Genomic DNA, 18416 nt, shown 5'->3' with positions numbered 1-18416 from the left:
TATGGATTCACTTGGGTGTGCTAATCATAGTGCTAGGTGCTCGAAATATTTACGTAGCAAAACAAACTAAAAGGAAATTAAAATTATGAACAACGCAGAAAACAAAAAAGAAAATGTTAAAGTTGTTGAAAAACAACAAAGAACACCAATTGTTTCAAAAACAAAATTATTAGAAGCCGGAGCATACTTCGGACACAAAACTCACGCTTGAAACCCAAAAATGAAAGATTACATTGTTCCAAACAAAAAGAACAAAGGATCACACATTATTGACATTATCAAAACACAAAAATACTTAGAATACGCTTACTCATTAGTAAACACATTAGCATCTAAAAATGCACAATTTATTTTTGTTGGTACAAAAAAACAAGCTAGAGAAGCAGTTAAAGAAGCAGCTGAAAGAACAAACTCATTATACGTAACAGAAAGATGATTAGGTGGTACATTAACAAACAACCAAACAATCATGTCACGTGTAAACAAAATGAAAGAATTAGAAGCTAAAGCAGCTAACGGATTTGCTGGATACACAAAGAAAGAAGCTTTAGACTTACAAAAGAAATTAGATAAATTACACAAAAACTTAGATGGAATCAGAAACATGAACAGATTACCACAAGTAATGATTGTTGCTGATCCAAATGAAGATGCAATCGCAGTTAAAGAAGCTAAAAGAAAGAAAATCAAAGTTATTGGTATTTTAGATACAAATGCTAACCCAGATTTATTAGACTTCGGAATTCCTGCAAACGATGACTCTTCAAAATCAATCGCTTTAATTATGACAATTTTAGCTGACGCTATTGTTAAAGCACGTGGTGGACAAGTTAAATTTGCATACCAAGAAGACGATAAAGTTGTTTTACCTTCATTCCAAAAACAAGAAGAAAACTCAAACAACTAATTAATCACAAAATAATTTAATTAAGGAGTAATCATGGCAGACATGAAAATGGAAAAAATTAAAGAATTAAGAGCTAGAACAAATTCAGCCTTAATCGATGTTAAAAAAGCATTAGAAGCTACAGAATACGACATTGAAAAAGCTATTCAATGATTAAAAGAAAATGGAATTGTTAAAGCTGCTAAAAAAGCAGGTCGTATTACTGCTGAAGGTGCAGTTTCAGCTCATGGAACAGATAAAGAAGCTGTTATGGTTGAAATTAACTCAGAAACCGATTTCGTTGCTAAGAACGACAAGTTCCTTAACTTATTAAACGAAGTTACAAAATCAGTTTTTAAATCAAAGGCTAACACCTTAGAAGAAGCCTTAGCTACAAAAATGAATGACAACGAAACTGTTGAACAAGCTTTAATTCAAGCTACATCAGTTATTGGAGAAAAAATTTCTCTTCGTCGGATTCAAAGAGTAGTTGCTGAAGAAGACCAAGTTTTAGGTATATACGTTCATGTTAACCGTCAAGTTGCAGCAGTAGTTACAGTTAAAGGTAACAATGTAGAAGCTGCTAAAAACGTGGCAATGCATGTTTCAGCTATGAATCCTGAATTCACATTAGTTTCAGATATCCCTGCAGAAAAATTAGAAGAAATCAAAGCAGGATTTGAGAAACCAAATGGTTTTGACTCTAAACCAGAAAAAATACAACAACAAATTACAGAAGGTTGATTAAACAAACAATTATCAGAAATCGTTTTAGCTAAACAACCTGTTGTTGTTGACGATTCAGTATCAGTTGAAAAATACTTATCAAATCACAATGATGAGTTAGTTTCAGCTGTTAGATTTGAAGTTGGTGAAGGTATTGAAAAAGTTCAATCAAACTTTGCTGACGAAGTAGCTGGAATGGTTGTTAAGTAGTTCTTACTTAACTTCTATTTTGATATAACGCATATTCTAATCACTTGGAATGTGCGTTTTTCTTTATAAATTAATAAATTAATTTATAATAAAACTTATAAAATCAAATTAACTAAAAAAATCAATAAAACAAAGGATAAATCATATGAAAGCAAGATTAAAATCATTAGTTTTAGGTTTAAGTGGTGCAGCATTACTTTCACCAATGTTATTAGTATCATGTAATAACTCATCAAGCTCACAAAAAAGTCAAGCAGAACTTAAAGCAGAAAAAGCAAAATTAAACACAGATATTCAAGCTGAATTTAACAAATACAGTTCAGTTGCTAAATCTGGAGACAGCTTAGATCAATTAGTATCAAAAAAACAAAATGAATTATTTGCTTTAATTGCTGAATTAGATAAAAAAGAAGTTTTATCAGATTCAGACGTTAAGAAATTAGCTGACTTTTTACAAACATTAAAAGATCAAGCTGCAGACGTATTATTACGTGGATTTGTTGATAAAAACTTAGAAGTTGTTGCAATCGAAAAACAACTTGAAGCAGCTAAAAAGGAATTAGAAGATCTTAAAGCCGACACTGAAGGCGCAAACAAGGAAACATTAGCAGAAAAAGAAAGAGAAATTCAGGCTCTTAACGATCAATTAGAAATTGTTAAAAACGAATTAGAAGATGTTAAGTCAAAAATGGTAAAGAGAGCTCCTTCAGGTAAGCAATCATTACTTAAAATCACAAAAGCAATTCTTTTCTACTTAAGCTCATTTAAATCAAAATACCCTGAACTTTATAAATCAAACCAATCAATCATTGATGGAGCTGTTTCAACATGAGAAAAAAGTAGTAAAGAATATGAAGCTCAAGAAGATGACTACAATAACATTAACTATTTCTATGCTCAAACAATGTATGCTTTAAACTGATATACAATTATTAAAAATTACTTCCCTGAAGCTAAAGTTGAAATGCCGTTTCCTAAAGAAGAATTCATGAATTCATTATTCCAATGAAGAATTAAAGATTTAGAAAATGTTGCAGTTAACTTATCAAGTATGGATCGTTCAACTTTATCAGCTGAAGAAAGTGCAAAAGTTGATGAAAACATTCAATTAGTTAATGGTGTTAAAACAAACTATGAAGAAGCATTAAATACATCTACAAACTTAGACGAACAATTTATTAACTTCCAAGCATTAGAAATTCAATTCTGAAGCAAATACATTTACAACACAAATTCATTCAATGAATATAAACCTTCATTAATGGTTCCTTCATTAAGAATTTCTAAGTTCCCATTATCAAATGAAATCATTGATGTAGAAGTTTTAGAGCAATTAAAACCAGTTTCTAAAGAAATCGCAGACAAGTTCTCAGAATTCTACAAAAACACAGGGTTTAAATACTTACCTTCAGTTTACTACACAAATCTTTACAACCAATTCCGTGATGATCTTTTCAATGTTATTAGATACCAATTTATCCCTAAACAAACCACATTAGAGGGGTTATTATACGTTCTTTCAAAATCGGAAAATGATTTATCAAAATACAATATTGATACAACACAAATTCTTGCTGATATTAACGCAAAAGCTAACGAAATGTATGATGGAGCCTACAACGGTAGCACATACGCTCTATACAATAGAAAAGTTAAGGCAAAATGAAATGAACAAATGTATGATGGAGATGAAAATTCAGCAATTTACAAATCATATAAAAAATTCAATACATGAGCTGTTAAGCAAATGAGTGAAATTAAAGCTCTTTCACAAGAACAATTCGTTTCAGCAGTTGATAGATACATGTTAATTAAAGCTTTTGACTTTAAATTAAACACATTAGTTAACTTATTTGAATACTGAAAACTTCAAGGGATTGATCCAAAATCAGAAGAAATGGAAGCTGTTTTACAACTTTCAAAATCAGCTTCAAAATATCAAGCAAGAATTAAAACTGCAGAAGATACAATCGCTGATTTAGAAGCTATCAAAGCAAAATTAAAAGAATTAGTAAGTTCATACAATTTAGATACAATTAACCATCCAGGTTACACAACAATCGAACAATACTCATCTACTCTAAATGAAGATAAAGCTAAAGTTCAAGCGGTTATTGATACATATTCAGCATTAACAGGAACTGATGGAATGTTTGAATTTACATTTAGCGAAATTACAGACTTTTTCAATAGTGCTGTAGATAATTTCAGAACAATTATTAATAAATGAGATCAATTTGTTGCTGATTCTAATACAGAAGGTTTTGCAGAAACTTACAAAGTTTTAGCTGACTTCAAATCAGTATTAGAACAAAAAGTTGGTGATGAAAACGATGGTAACATGGATATGCTTTACGTAAAATTTGCTGACATTTACCAAGACAACAGATCAGGTGATAAATACACAAATGGGTTAGCTTTATTAGATGAATATACAGCATTTGCTAACTCTTTAAAACACGGTGAATTTGCAAATGAAACAGATGCTAGAGCATACTTAAACGAAAAATACTCACAATTTGAGCAATTAAATGCAAAAATGACAGCTGCTAGAGAAGAAGGTGGAGTATTTTATGCATTAGATGATTACCAAGGATTCACAAGCGAATTAGACTATGAATGAGGTGAATTTGCAACTACATTCAGAGATCACGCTTATGATTCAATGTCTCTTGATGACTTAAATTCTAAAGTTGCTTCACTTAATGAAAAAGCCGTTGAATATTCAGCTAACTTTGGTAAATTACCAGCTGCTGGTGAAACATTTATGAAACTTATTGCAGGTGATATTGAAACAGAAAACTCAAACATTGAAAACTTTAGAAGACAAGATAAGAAAGCAAAACAAAGTTTATACATTGTTCCAGGTCAAGAAATTTATGCATTCATTAGACAAATGTATAAATCAGTTTCAGCCGAATTATCAGAAACTTCAATTAGCGAAGATCACCAAGATAAAGTTGTTTATGACGCAACACACAAAGCTATTGATAATTTAGTTAAAAAAGATTTAACATTTAGAAACATAATTTTTGCTAACGCTGATGGTTTTGAATACTTAACAGATGAACAAGAAGCATCAGGAAAACCTAAATCAGAGTTATACACAGAAATGATGAATTTAGAATCAGCTTACTATCAAGCTAACTTAGCGTACTTAAAAGCTGATGATAGTTCAAAAAACGAGAAAAAAGAACAATTACAACAAGCTAGAGTAGCTTACTACAACTTCTTAAATTCAGATAACTTCTCAATTTCAAGAAGTTCATACTTAAAATTCAATTTAAACGTTTATAAAACATATGACGATGATAGTGAATTTACACCATTTGATTTAGCATTATTATTTGCTCAATACGATGGTTCAATTGAATTATTAAGATTCGTTGAGAACACATACATTAAAAACAATCAATAATTTATTTAGTTAAAAACTGGTATCAAAAACCAGTTTTTAATTTTTTTAATTACTAAATTTGAACTTAATAAGGTTTAAATCCTCAGTTAATTTTTGATTATCAGAAATTTGTTTTTCTAATAACTTTTCAATGTTCGCAGGATCAGTCACATATCTTTTTATAGCTATGTCCAAGGTTTCTTTGTAACTTAGGTATCTTTTATACTCAGCACCATGGTAATCAATTGCCATTAAATCTAATTCATATCTACCATCTTCTTTGTATTGTCTAAGTTTCTCAGGGTCTTTTTCAGCTTCTTTAATGTCTTTCTTAGCTTTCTCTACACATTTAAAATTATCATCAACTAATTTATTGATTTCACTTATCTTGGTTGTTAAGAATGTTTTGATATTTTGTTTTCTATTTGAATCATTTTTCAGATTTGTAAGTATATTTGTTAGAAATTCATTTACTTTAGTGAATTTTGAAACATTAATTTGAAAATTCAATTGTAAGTTTGATTTTAAATTAGCTTTATATTCTTCTTTAAAATCATTAACTTGCTGTCTGGTTTCATCAGTGATTCAACTTTCATTATAGTCAGCAAGGGTTAATTTGTTTTCTCAGAAAGTGTTAATTACGAAATTATTAATGCTTGAAAATGCTTTAAGTAACATTTCTTGGACTGATGTAATTTGACTATTATTGCTTTCAATTTTTGCAAAATCATAATTTGGTTCAAAACTGTTTATAGTTAATATTTCATTTTTAACAGTGTTCAATCTAAAATCTGAATTTTGCTTTAAACTTTCTAAAGTTTCTTTTGCTGTTTGCAATTGAGTAAATCAAAATTTAATTTTTTCTTCTTTATTAGTATTAAAGTAACTTGAATTAATGAATTCATTATGAGCAATATTTGCTTCTTTGGTTTTTTTAGCGATCATTCAAAGTTGTTCACCTAAAAAGAAATCCTGAAGTTCTAATTTTGCTTTTTCAATTAATAATGGTTCTAATCTGTCGAAATTATTGTTATAAAAGTCTTTGTAAGATTGATATGAACCTGTTGCTCTATTAAGCACGTTTATATTTGCAGTTTGCATTTCAAGAACTTTATTGTAGATAATTTGTAAACTATCAGCTACAAATGTTATTGTCTTATAAATTTGTTCAATAGGATCTTCATCAATAATTTGATTATATTTCGTGATAGTTTCATCTATTATATCTTTGAGCTCATCTGAATTCGTTTCATTAATATAACCTTTCATATAGTTGAAAAGTGTTATAAATTTGTTGTATTTCTGAGTTGAATATTCGATAAATTTATTCCTAATTTCACTATTTGCTAGGTGTTTTAGTCTTGAAAGTAATTCTGTATCTGTCTTGAAATGAGCACTTAAATAGTTGTTAGTTTGAATTAAATTTGATTGAATTTGTCAATTCAGACTCATCAATTTTATACTTGATAAATTCAAACTAATTAATTCATTATCTAACTTATCTAAATATTGATAATTACTTTTAATACCTTCTAATTCAGCGTGATAGTTATTTCATAACTGGTCATTTTTAAAACATAAATCCTCAATTAATGGAACAAACTCTTCTACATTTGCTTTTGTTAATATGTGATTTTCAAGGAAGTTTATGATTTTTTCACACTCTAAAATATGACTTTCAACAATGTTATTTATTTTATTCAACACTTCTTGTTCTGTTGTGTTTAAATTGTGAAATTCAAAATTAGTTCATAAATTTTTAAATTCTTTAAGTCACTTAATTGATGATTTCATTTGTCCTACAACAAATTCTCTATATTGTTTTATGTTTTCTAAAAATTTATTCATATTTTGAGGTTCTTGAATAAAAAAGTCTTTGTAAACATTTCTACCATGCAATAAGGTTGAATTATGTCATTTAAGGTCAGGGAAATCTAATAAATGCATTTTTGCTTGAGCACTTAAAATGCTTGCTACATAATTTATTCAAGTATTTGAATTAGCATTAGTAAATGAACTAAGGTTTGATTGATTTAGTTCTGTTAGTGCATTAAATTTGCTAAAAATTGCATCTTCATAATTTACAGTGTTTGACAATACTCTCGATTCATTTACGCCTACAGGAGTATTAGAAATAGGTGCAGGTTGCACAATGGGTACATTGATTTTGCTTTTATTTTCTTTCTTTTCGATTGGTTCACTAGACACTGGTGCAGACTGAATATTTCTTACAATTAATCAAGTTACTACACCGATTGAACCTGCGACCATTAGTGAACCCAAAATTATTAGTCATTTATTTTTAAATATTTTTATTTTCTTCATTTTTCTCCTCACTTTATTAGTAAAAATGATCAAAAAAGAACTAAAAAAGAACATAATAAGCTTTTGAAAAATCTACATTTAATGTAAAATTGAATTTATTTATATATTTATATATAAATAAGGATTTTTAATCAAAATTTGAAATTCAATAAAGGAGTACTATATGAAAAATTTAGCTTTAAAATACAAAGTTTTATTAGCATTAGGTATATTAGCTGGAGCGTCCGGTATTGCTGTTGGTTCAATTTACGGATATGCAAATAATTCTGACGAAAAGAATGGACCGACAAATCCAGTTGATCAAAAATTATTTGTAAACAACTTTAAAAAATTCTATGATGAAAATGGTCAAATTAAACCTGAAATTTGTGTTTTAGATCCACTTAAATCAAAAATTGTTGCTAATGTAGTTTCAAACAATGAAACTTACAATGAATACAACTTTGTTGGCGAAACAGAAAAATATTCATTTGATGAATTTTTCAAAGAATATTACAAAAGATACAATGAATCATTCATATTAGAAGTTAAATACGGCTCATTCAGTTTTTACAATGAGTATGTTTTAGCTGTTAGACCAAAACAATTTATTGAATTTTCAAATTGATTTATGTCAAACGTATCTTGAGGTCCTGACCTCTTAACTTTAGACTCATTTAGAATTGTTCCTGGAGTTGAGCAAAATGGTAATGCTATTACTTTAGGTTCTCACTCAACATTGCACAAAGAATACAGTGAAATTAAATTCTTCCCTGATGCATTTTTTGGTTCATTACCTTACTACTCAACGGTTGGTGGTAGAGGAAATGCACAAGATGCGTTAACTTATTCAACATTTAATTATGAAGTTCCTAAAGCTGATGTTGATATGTTCTTAAACAACATTCCTTTAGCAACTGCAATTAAAAACTCTTCAATGCTGCCTAACAATACGGCATTTAGAGAAATTACTATTCCAAGAAAATTAATTAACAAAGAATTCTTAGTTTACATTCCAGGTTCAGCACCACAACTTGATGTTGAAAAAATTCAAACAGTTTACTTGCCAAGTAACATTAGTTCTGAAGAATTTGCAAAAGTTGCAGAGGAACTCAAACCTAACTTTGGTACAGTTTCATTAAGTGACTTCAAACCAGTTATTATTAAAGATGTTAACAGTAATTACAATACAGAAAAAAAGAAAACAACTTTTGAAGTCTTCTTTGATTACAAAAATAAAGCTGACTCAGACGCGGTTAAAAACTTTGATAGAGATTCACTTTCAGAAACTGATAAAGCAAAACTTGATCAAGTTATTGCTGCTAGAGGTGATTTTAATGTTAGAACAAGTTTAGACTTTACAAGAATTTCTGAAGCTTCATCAATTACATATAGAAACTTTGTAAAAGCAGTAAATGAAGATATTATTCACTTCTTAGATTTTTATGACGTTAATTCATATGTTGGAACAAAACTTTTTGTTTATAAAGAAGGAGATAAAACTTACTACTTTGATTCATTTGTTAAAGCAATCAATGAAGTTCCTACTTTAAAAGATAAAACTTATGAAGAACAAAAAGCGTTAGTTAAAGAATGTGAAATTAAAGAGTTTACAATTCAAAACTCTAAATCAACACATATGCTTTCAGTTAAACTTGAAGACTCAAACAGATTTATCTTACGTGAACAATTTGTTGCAAGTGCTTCAAATAATTATTCACCAGCCGGATTTGCTCAATTTAAGGAAGCTGCTGGATATTTAGGTTCAATCACTCCTCTTATTTTAGGTTACACAAGTGAAGAAAAAGATGCTAATGGACAAACATTAAGAGGACTTGATTCAAGAAAATACCAGGTTTATACAGAGGTTTATAATGGACTTGCTGAAAAAGTTCTAGAAAAATACCCACACTTACTTAAATCATTAAACGGACCACACTTAGAAAAATCTGTAAATGCTAAAGGGGTATATGAATACAAAATTGTTCAAGGTGAATACAAAGGTGTTTCAGAATCAGATAGAATTGGACTTCCACTTGTTTTAGGAACTCTTATTGAAGACTTTGAAGGTATTTCAACAGACTTCTTAAAATATGTTGCAACTCACGAATATGGACATCACTACACACTTGATCAAGGTCAATCTTGAATCGATTCTAAAAACCCTATTTTAGTTGGTGGTCTTTCAACTCGTGGTGGAGCTAGCGACTCTTCATTCTACTCATACAAATCTCTTAAAAACTATTTAGAAGCTAGAACAAACCTTACAGTTATTAGAACAAACAGTTTAGGTGCTCCAACTGAAAACGGTAAATTCATCAAATTCCGGTTTGGTATCCTTGACGAAAACGGAAACGTTGTTTCTCAAGAAGTTGAAACTAAAAATCAAATGTGAGGTGCTGTAGGTGTAGCTGGACAAGACATCTACACAGTGTTAGCTAACCCACAAAGACGTTTCTTACAAGATTATGAAGGAATGATTGAAGCAGCTAAACTTAGAAAAGTTGCTCCAGGGGACTTATTTATTGCAAACTCATTTGATGAACAATCAGGAACACTTAACCCAGCAATTTCTGGAAAATCTAAAGTATTCAAAAAATTCGAAAATGGTGAAATTAAATTTGCACAAGTAACTGCTAAAAACGTTATTGAACAATTAACAGATGGTTCTGGACAACCTATTGCGCAATTTGTTGACTTTATCAATGATGATGAATTCAAAGTTAGAGTTTATGAAACTGAAACTGTAAACGACAAAACAGTTATTACAAAAGTTAACTTCAAAAAACCAGATGGTTCACCAGTTATTAATGTTCCTTTAAATGTTGAACTTGATACAGAAAGCTGAAACTACATTCGTTCACAAGAAAGATTAATTGTTCAATCACTTCAAGAAGTTATCAAAGCTGACTTATTTGATTCAGGATGAAACACTAATGCAACGAGATTAGGTGGTTCACTTGCAATTTACCTTAAAGACTTATTTAATGCAGTTGATTTAAATGACTACTTTAAATTATTTAAAAACAGAGGAAACCAAATTGAATACGATCCACAATACAACTCTGTTTTAGCAAACTTTGCTCAACCAGGTCAAGATGCACCTGAACAACACAGAGAAGCATTACAATACTTATCACTTCGTTCAAGTTTACAAGGTTCACTTAGAGATATTGTTAACACATTCTATGGTTATATAGATACAGAATACAGAATGCAAAATAGAGCAAACATTAACCCTGTTTTAACATTTGCAAACTACAGAGATTTACAAAACTCAACTAAATATACATTCCCATATGTTTCAAGCTCAGCATTCTTAAGTACATACACATACTCAAAAGACAGACTTAGTCAAACAATGAATGAGTACGCTACTGAATTGGGTCTTGAATCAGTTGATGGAAGATGACAAAATAACTTTTCTATTGCATTTTCATATGCTCTTGGAATTGCTAGATTAGGTAACAACTCATCAGACTTGTTTACTTACTTAGACAAAGACCAAAATATGTTAACTTTAGAAAACTTACGTGAGTTACTTACAAGTGGTCCAGATGCTTTTGATAAAACTGTGAAATATGTTGGACTTAATCCATTCTCATCAGCTTACAAAAAAGCTGATTCAAACTTAATTGAAGCTTTTGTTGCTAACTACAAAGTTAATGCAACAAGATTAGATACAAACAAAACTGCAAAATCACTTGCTTTTGCTTCGCTTGACAAAATGATGGAATTATTATCAATCGACTACTCAAAAGCTTCATTTGATGTCGCTTCTAAATCATTCAATTGAGATTTAGATTATGTAAAATCAAAATTTGATTTAAACAAAATTAAATCAGTTGTATTAGCAGGTGACTTCACAGTTTCAACAGATAAAAAAGTTGAAATCGGTACATCACAACAACTTTTAGCTAACTATGCAATGAAAGCGTTTAAAAACTCAAACTTACTTCTTGCAGTTAAAGACTTTAATGTTGCTACTGATTTAGTTGCTAACCAAGCATTCTTCTCAAAAGAATATGGAATTAGAATTGAAAGTCCTGAATTTAGAGAAAACTATGTCGAAGACGCTTCATTGATTAACCCAGAATCAAAATTACAATTTGATGCAACTAAATTACAAGAATTCCTTAATGAACTTCTTTCAAAATATGGCGTAAGTGATTACAAACAATATTTTGATACTCAAGACTTAATCCTTTTATTAGGAAACATTACATTTATTAGAAACTTTGGTGTTATTGGAGAAAATCTTCTTATCGGTGATATTTACTACGGTGGATTCTCTTCAGGTAAACCATCAAGCGATGTATTCAACTACAATGAAACAAGAGTTGAACCATTATTAAATGACAAATTCACAGATTATATTTACTCAATTGCTGAAACATTAACAAGAGATTATGTTCAAACAACTTACTTACCAAGTTTTGAAAACTTTGGTAACTTACCAAAATTCTTAGGTGGAGTAAATGAATCAGTTACTGGACTTGATTACATTGTTGATGGAACTAAATTAGCTTACTTAAACGATATTAAAAATAGTCAATCAGATATGGTGCAAGGTATTTATGCAGCTATTCAATCACATAAATATAAAGAATATATTGCACAAACTTTAGACTTCCAAATTCAAACAAACATTAAGATTGCTGAATTCAAATCTAAAGTTGATAACTTAAAATTAAATTTAATTCCAGCTGCTGAAGCTGCAATTGCTGATCATAAAAAACAAATTAAATCTGAAGAACAAAAATTAGCTTCAATGCAACAAGGTAGCGACGAATACAATCAAACAGAACAAAGAATCGCTGACCTTAAAGCACAATTAGCTGCTAAAGAGCAAGAATTCAATAACTTACAAGCAGAACTTTCAAGAACCAATATCGATTTAGCTAACGAATCAATTGAAAAGAATAAAAAACTTGTAACTGAATTCAAGGAACCGATTTTTGGAATTTGAAATGACACATCAATGCTTCAAAGAAATGAAGATGGAAGAAGAAATTCAAACTACTTTGGAAGCTTCATCTCAAATAACAATGGATTCTTTAAAGATAGATTTGAAAAAGAAAAAATTGGTATGGAACTTTATGATGAAAACAGAAATGCCATCCAAGACAACAACATTAGATTAAAAGACTTTGAAGGAAACAAAATTACTTCAAGACCTAAAGCATTCTTTGTTTCACAACTTCTTAACTATGGAGTTTCAGAAAGAACAATTTCAGGTATGTTCAGAAATAAAAAACTTGATGCAGTTGCTATGTATGGATACATTCCAAATCAATTAGCAGAGCAAGTTAAATACATTAAGTTCACTGACATTGATACAAATGAAGTGCACTACTTACCTGTTAACATTGATAAAACAAACAACATTTTCTATTATGAAAAACAAGGTGATGCAGATTCTAAAGTTACACTTGAACAATTAGGTTACCAATCTTGAATTTCTGATTATGCACTTATGTCTAAATATAGAAACTCATTATTAAAACCAAAACATAGATTCTATATTGATTTTGCTAATGAAAACAAAGATACAGTAGGTGGATTTACAATTGGTGACCTTGATGCAATGATTGAAAACGGTAAAGCTGATGAACAATCACCAATCAAGATAATGCCTGAAAAAGACGAAAACAACAACGACACAGGAAAAACAATTATTTACGTAGATTACCAATTTAACATTTCAGGATAATAAGGAGAAGAAGATGAAATTAAAAAATAAATTATTATTGACATTAACAGCAGCTTCTGCTCCTGTTGTCTCGTCAATTGCATTACTATCTTGTCAATCAGGTGGATTATTCTCTAAATCAATTGATTATGATTTAGGATTAGCAACTGAACCGATTAACAACTTAAACTATGTTAGATATAAATCAATGGACAAAATTGTTCCATCATTAGTGGACTCATATTTAAAAACAGGTCCTACAGCTCAACTTAAATCATTACTTAACAAAGCTTCATACAACTTTGTTGTTATGGAAAATAGTACAGTTAAAGATTCGGCTAAATTTACTGACTACTTAAATGCATCTAGAAGTGAACTTTTAGATAATGATGGTAAAGGTAAAATTTCAAATGCATTCTATGGAATCGATAACTTCCAAACAGTGGGTGGATTAGCTGACTTATCAGATGGAAATATCCAAGAAAAAAGTACTATTTATGCTTACAGAAACCCTAGAAACCCTAATAACTATATGGCTATTACAGGGTACACTAGAAAAAAACAAAATATGTGATCTAACGGTGACTTTGTAACTTCAAATGATATTAGAGATTACTTAGAATACATTTTAGACCTTAACACAGGGTCTCAAAAATTAGACACAGTTAGAAAATATGGAATTAGAGCAGTTGATAAATTTATTGACGCTCAAAAAGAGTACCAACAAAAATTCAAACAATCATATAAAAACCCATTTGGACGTAGAGATTATGTTTGATCAGAAGTATTGAACAGATACATTCAAAATCCAAACCAAGAAGTGTTTGTTTCACAAATCAAAGATGAAAATGGAAATCCACTTGATACTGTGGAAGTTGAAGCAATTAAGCAAGCTGCATTAGAATTTGGTTTCTATACAGGTCAATTATTCTTAGATTACGATAACGATTACATTGCAGAACACTTATCATTACCTGAAAACTCTTCTTTTGCTTTAGATAAAGAAGTTCAAGACTTTACAGTTTTAGTTAATGGTGAGAAAAAGCAAATTAAGATTGTTAAAAATATGTATGTAAACCCATACCAAGAGTTTAATAAAACAAACAAAGACTTACAAGGAACAATCAAAGCACTTTCAAGTAGCGAAAACTCATTCACAATGATTTTTGATGACACCAAAACACCTGATTTATCATATTTATTATTCACGATCCTTTACAACTTATTCCCAATCAATAGAAAACACGTTGAAACTGTTGCTGGTGGAATTGATAAATATGGTTCAGAACCTAAAACATTCTTAACATCAGGTCCATTTAAAATTGCACAAAATGGTGAAGGTATTCTTTTAGGAGATAACGGTTACATTATTCTTGAAAAAGATAAAGATTACTTTGACGCTGAAAACACAATTTCAAACAAAATCAAAATTATGTTCTCAACTAACAAGAACACAAACTCATTATTCTTTGAAGATGGTTTAATTTCACAAACATATATTCCTGCTTCAAAAATGAACCTTTATTGATCTGATCCTAAAATGAAAAAATACCTTAACAAAAATACAGGGTATGGAACAATTGCGTTTGCTTTCAACTTAGATAGCGAAACAAATGGAAATTCATATTTACAAGATCAAGATTTAAGAAATGCAATGTATTTTGCAGTTAACAGAGAAAAAGCTCTTAAATTTGTTGGATGAGATTTCTCATTCCCTGTTAACACTTGAACATCTTATGGACAATACAAAACATTCGATGGTAAAAACATTGAAATGTTCTTTGAAGGTCAAAAATCTGCAACTAAAAATGGTAAAGAATTTGACTTACAAAACTACGAATTCGTTGTTCACTTAGCTAAGTCATTCACATTTGAAAAAACTGAACGTAAAGATTTAACTTACGATATTCAAACAGCAAAATACTATTTAGATAGATTCAAAGCAAAACATCCAGAATTACAATCAGTTAAATTTGAATTCTTAAACAATGGTTCAGAAGAACAAAAGAACGCTGGTTTATTCTTAAAAGGTGCTCTTGAAACTATGTCAAATGGTTACATTTCAATTGAAACAAAAACATTACCTGAAAACATCTATGCAAGCTTTATTGAAAAAGGCGCATACCAAATTATTTATCAAAACTACGATAGATTAGGTGGTAATGGAGCACAGGACTATGTATCAGTATTCTTCAAACGTGATGAAGTTGATACAATCAACCAAAAAACAATTGCTTTCAAAGATAACCCTGTTGGTTCATACATTTATGGTGACTACATAGGTGAATTATTTATTGAACAACTTCAAAAACAAGATGCTAGTGTTTCAAAACTTTCATTAATGCAATCTGACATTAATTGAATTAATACGCTTATTAATTCAAATTCATTATCAGGGGACTATGTAAACATTGCATCAGATTATAATTCAGCAAAAGCTTCACAAAGTAGCAGCGAAATAGCAGCATTTGTTAAAAAATACGCAAAACCAGTTTCGCTTGCGCTTGCAAGTTTAAATGAAGTTAAAAAAGCAAGATATTCAGAGCAATATGTTGAAAACTTACTTGGGTATATGATTATTAATGACAAAAACATTAAAACAAACAGAATCAACAATGCATTTATTACATATTTAGCTACTGAATTTACAACAGAACAAATAGCTAACTTAACAAATGAAACACAACAAAGATTACAATTTAACCAAGAAGAATTATTAAGAAGCGAAAGCGCAAAACCAGATGATGCAATTCCAGTATTCTGAAATAAATTCATTGAGTTATCACTTCAACATCCAGATGAATCGATTTCACAATACACTTCAAGAATTAACTCATTCTTCTCAGGTAACTTCACAGATGAGGAACTTTTAGAAAACTGATCTCAAACAAGAGTTTACTTATTTATCGCAGGACTTGAAAAAGTTATCAGAGATACAGCGGTTGTAATTCCACTTATGGAAGTTGATACAAACTGAGAAATTACAAAAGTTGGAGGGGTTGATAGTTTATTCAGATTCTCACTTCAATATGCATACGATATGACAAGACCACCAATGGCAAAATTACCAAGAACTAAAGAAGGGAACTAATGAAAAAAGTACAAGTAGATAATAAAACTTATGAACTGAACGATAATAAAGTTATCTTCAGAAGCAAAAGAAATGTTGAATTAAAACTTAAAGATAAACTTCTTTCAATTGATTCACCATTCTTAAAAACATCTTGAAAATTCTTAAAAATTATTGCTGAATTTATTGTTATCGGGTTTATTGTTATATCAATTACATTCTTCTTAATTAACTCAGTTCCAGGTGAAAACCCACTTACACAAGGCAAGGATGAAACTGCAAGAAAAATTATTGAAGCAAAATATGGATTGGACCAACCTTTACTTACAAGATACTTTAAGTACTTAAATGGTCTATTCCACGGTGACTTTGGTATTTCTTATTCACTTTTCCCTGAGCGCCCTATTACTGAATTTATTTGAGATAGATTTTACAAATCATTCTTAGTTGGAATTTTCTCAGTATTCTTAACAGTTACAATCGGTATTTCGCTTGGTATTTGAGTTGGTAAAAATCCAGGAGGACTTGTTGATAACGTTTCAACTGTTATTGTTTCAATTTTCTCATCTGTTCCTTCTATTATTTTCGCTTTACTTCTTGTCTTTATCGGACGTGTTGTCGGAATACCTTATGTATTTGACCAGTATAATTTTGCAACCTATATACTGCCTGGTCTAGCGCTTTCATTAGGAAGCATCATTGTTTATATTAAATATATTAGAACAGAGCTTAACAGAGAGCTTAACTCAGTTCACGCTAAGTTTGCTTACTTAAAAGGTGTGTCAAGAAACAGATTTGTTTGAAGACACGCACTTAAACCTGCACTATTCCCAATTGCTACATTCTTCCCTGCTGTTATTTTTGGATCATTCATCGGAAGTATCTTCATTGAACAAATTTTCTTAATTCCTGGTTCAGGAGGTATGTTGCTTAATGCTATTACTTCAAAAGACTACAATGTTATCTTATTTTTAATTGTTATGTTCTCACTTCTTACAGTTCTATCATATGCATTCAGAGATATTCTTTATGAAGCAATTGACCCAAGAATTAGAAGGAGAGGTGCTTAATGAAATTTAAAGAACATTTACACAAATTTAATTCATCAGTCAAGAAATTCTTCGAAAAGACAGCAAGCAAAATTAAAGGGCGTGAAGCAACTGCTTCAATGTCTAAAGAAGAATTAGCAACAGCACCAAACCCAATTACACAACCATTTGTGTATCAGTCTTGAAAAATTGTCGGAAAAATTGTAGACTTCCAAACTGATATGCATATGCAAGCTCAACCAAGAGTTTTCAAAGAATTTATTAACAGATTCTCAAGAAGTTTTGCTGGAGTTTTTGGTTTTGTTACATTAGTTTCATTAATCTTATTAGCAATTGTTATTCCATTTACATCACAAGATCCTAACGTTACAAGTGTTGATGATTCAAAACTTATTTTCAATACAGTAGATAGCAAGGGTGTATTCCATATTCTTGGAACAGATCACTTAGGAAGAGATTTTTGAGCTAGATTATGATGAGGACTTAGGTATTCAATTGCACTTGCATTTGTTGTAACAGCAATTGAGGTTGCTATTGGACTTACAATTGGAATTATGATGGGTCAATTTGAATTCTTTGACAAAATTATGACTTTCATCATCAAAGTTATTTCAATTGTTCCTACAATTATCATCCTTATCTTAATGACTATTATTATCAAACCTAGTTTCTGAGTTGTTGTATTCTCACTTTCACTTACATCTTGAACAGGTATGGCTAACCAAATTAGAGCTCAAGTTAAGCGTGCTAAATACTTTGAATGAGTATCAGCATCAAAAATCTTAGGTACACCAACTTGAAAAATTCTTAAAAACTATGTACCTGTTATATTACCTATTTTAATTACTCAATTAGTATTCACAATTCCTGGTGTTGTTTTATCAGAAACATCACTTGCATTCATTGGTCTTGCTATCGATGATGTTCCTACATTAGGAAACTTAATTTCTGAAGGTCAAAAATTATTCCCTGATTACTTAAGATACGTATTTGTTCCTTCAACATTCTTAATCTTAATTACAACAAGTGTTCAATTAATTGGTGCATCAGTTCAAGATGCATTAAGAAGACAAAGATAGGAG

At 30.0% G+C, this 18416-nt stretch carries 8 protein-coding genes; 7 read left to right on the top strand and 1 reads right to left on the bottom strand.

The annotated features are described in order from the left end of the window. Nucleotides 1–85 precede the first annotated feature (85 nt). From rpsB to VBN07_RS01600, 3 genes are all read left to right on the top strand, one after another. Nucleotides 86–907, top strand: a complete 822-nt coding sequence (gene rpsB, locus VBN07_RS01610) for a 30S ribosomal protein S2 (RefSeq protein ID WP_323176468.1) — start codon at nucleotides 86–88, stop codon at nucleotides 905–907. Between the two features lie 33 nt (nucleotides 908–940). Then, nucleotides 941–1822 (top strand): translation elongation factor Ts, encoded by an 882-nt coding sequence (gene tsf, locus VBN07_RS01605; RefSeq protein WP_323177577.1) that lies wholly within the window; start codon nucleotides 941–943, stop codon nucleotides 1820–1822. A 145-nt stretch (nucleotides 1823–1967) separates the two neighbouring features. After that, entirely contained in the window at nucleotides 1968–5240 is a 3273-nt protein-coding gene (locus VBN07_RS01600) for a hypothetical protein (protein ID WP_323177576.1), read from the top strand. Between the two features lie 45 nt (nucleotides 5241–5285). On the opposite strand, the gene VBN07_RS01595 is transcribed toward VBN07_RS01600, so the two are convergent. Beyond that, complete coding sequence (locus VBN07_RS01595) at nucleotides 5286–7544, bottom strand: hypothetical protein (RefSeq protein WP_323177575.1); 2259 nt, start codon at nucleotides 7542–7544, stop codon at nucleotides 5286–5288. Between the two features lie 163 nt (nucleotides 7545–7707). Between VBN07_RS01595 and VBN07_RS01590 the strand changes: the two genes are divergently transcribed. The 4 genes from VBN07_RS01590 to VBN07_RS01575 are packed head-to-tail and all read left to right on the top strand — an operon-like array spanning nucleotide 7708 to nucleotide 18413. After that, the gene (locus tag VBN07_RS01590) at nucleotides 7708–13236 is read left to right on the top strand and encodes a PDxFFG protein (RefSeq protein WP_323177574.1); all 5529 of its coding nucleotides are present in this window, start codon (nucleotides 7708–7710) and stop codon (nucleotides 13234–13236) included. 13 nt (nucleotides 13237–13249) lie between these two features. Then, nucleotides 13250–16306, top strand: a complete 3057-nt coding sequence (locus tag VBN07_RS01585; RefSeq protein WP_323177573.1) for a hypothetical protein — start codon at nucleotides 13250–13252, stop codon at nucleotides 16304–16306. Next, complete coding sequence (locus VBN07_RS01580; RefSeq protein ID WP_323177572.1) at nucleotides 16306–17355, top strand: ABC transporter permease; 1050 nt, start codon at nucleotides 16306–16308, stop codon at nucleotides 17353–17355. The genes VBN07_RS01585 and VBN07_RS01580 overlap by 1 nt, the downstream gene beginning before the upstream one ends. Further along, on the top strand, nucleotides 17355–18413 hold the full coding sequence (locus VBN07_RS01575) for an ABC transporter permease (RefSeq protein ID WP_323177571.1): 1059 nt from the start codon (nucleotides 17355–17357) through the stop codon (nucleotides 18411–18413). Before VBN07_RS01580 ends, VBN07_RS01575 begins: the two co-directional genes overlap by 1 nt. Nucleotides 18414–18416: the final 3 nt, after the last annotated feature.

It is taken from the genome of Mycoplasma sp. 4404, from assembly GCF_034863325.1.
Taxonomy (GTDB): Bacteria; Bacillota_I; Bacilli_A; order Mycoplasmatales; family Metamycoplasmataceae; genus Mycoplasmopsis.
The sequence above is the reverse complement of the archived record's forward strand: the minus strand, read 5'-3'. Positions and strand labels throughout refer to the sequence as shown.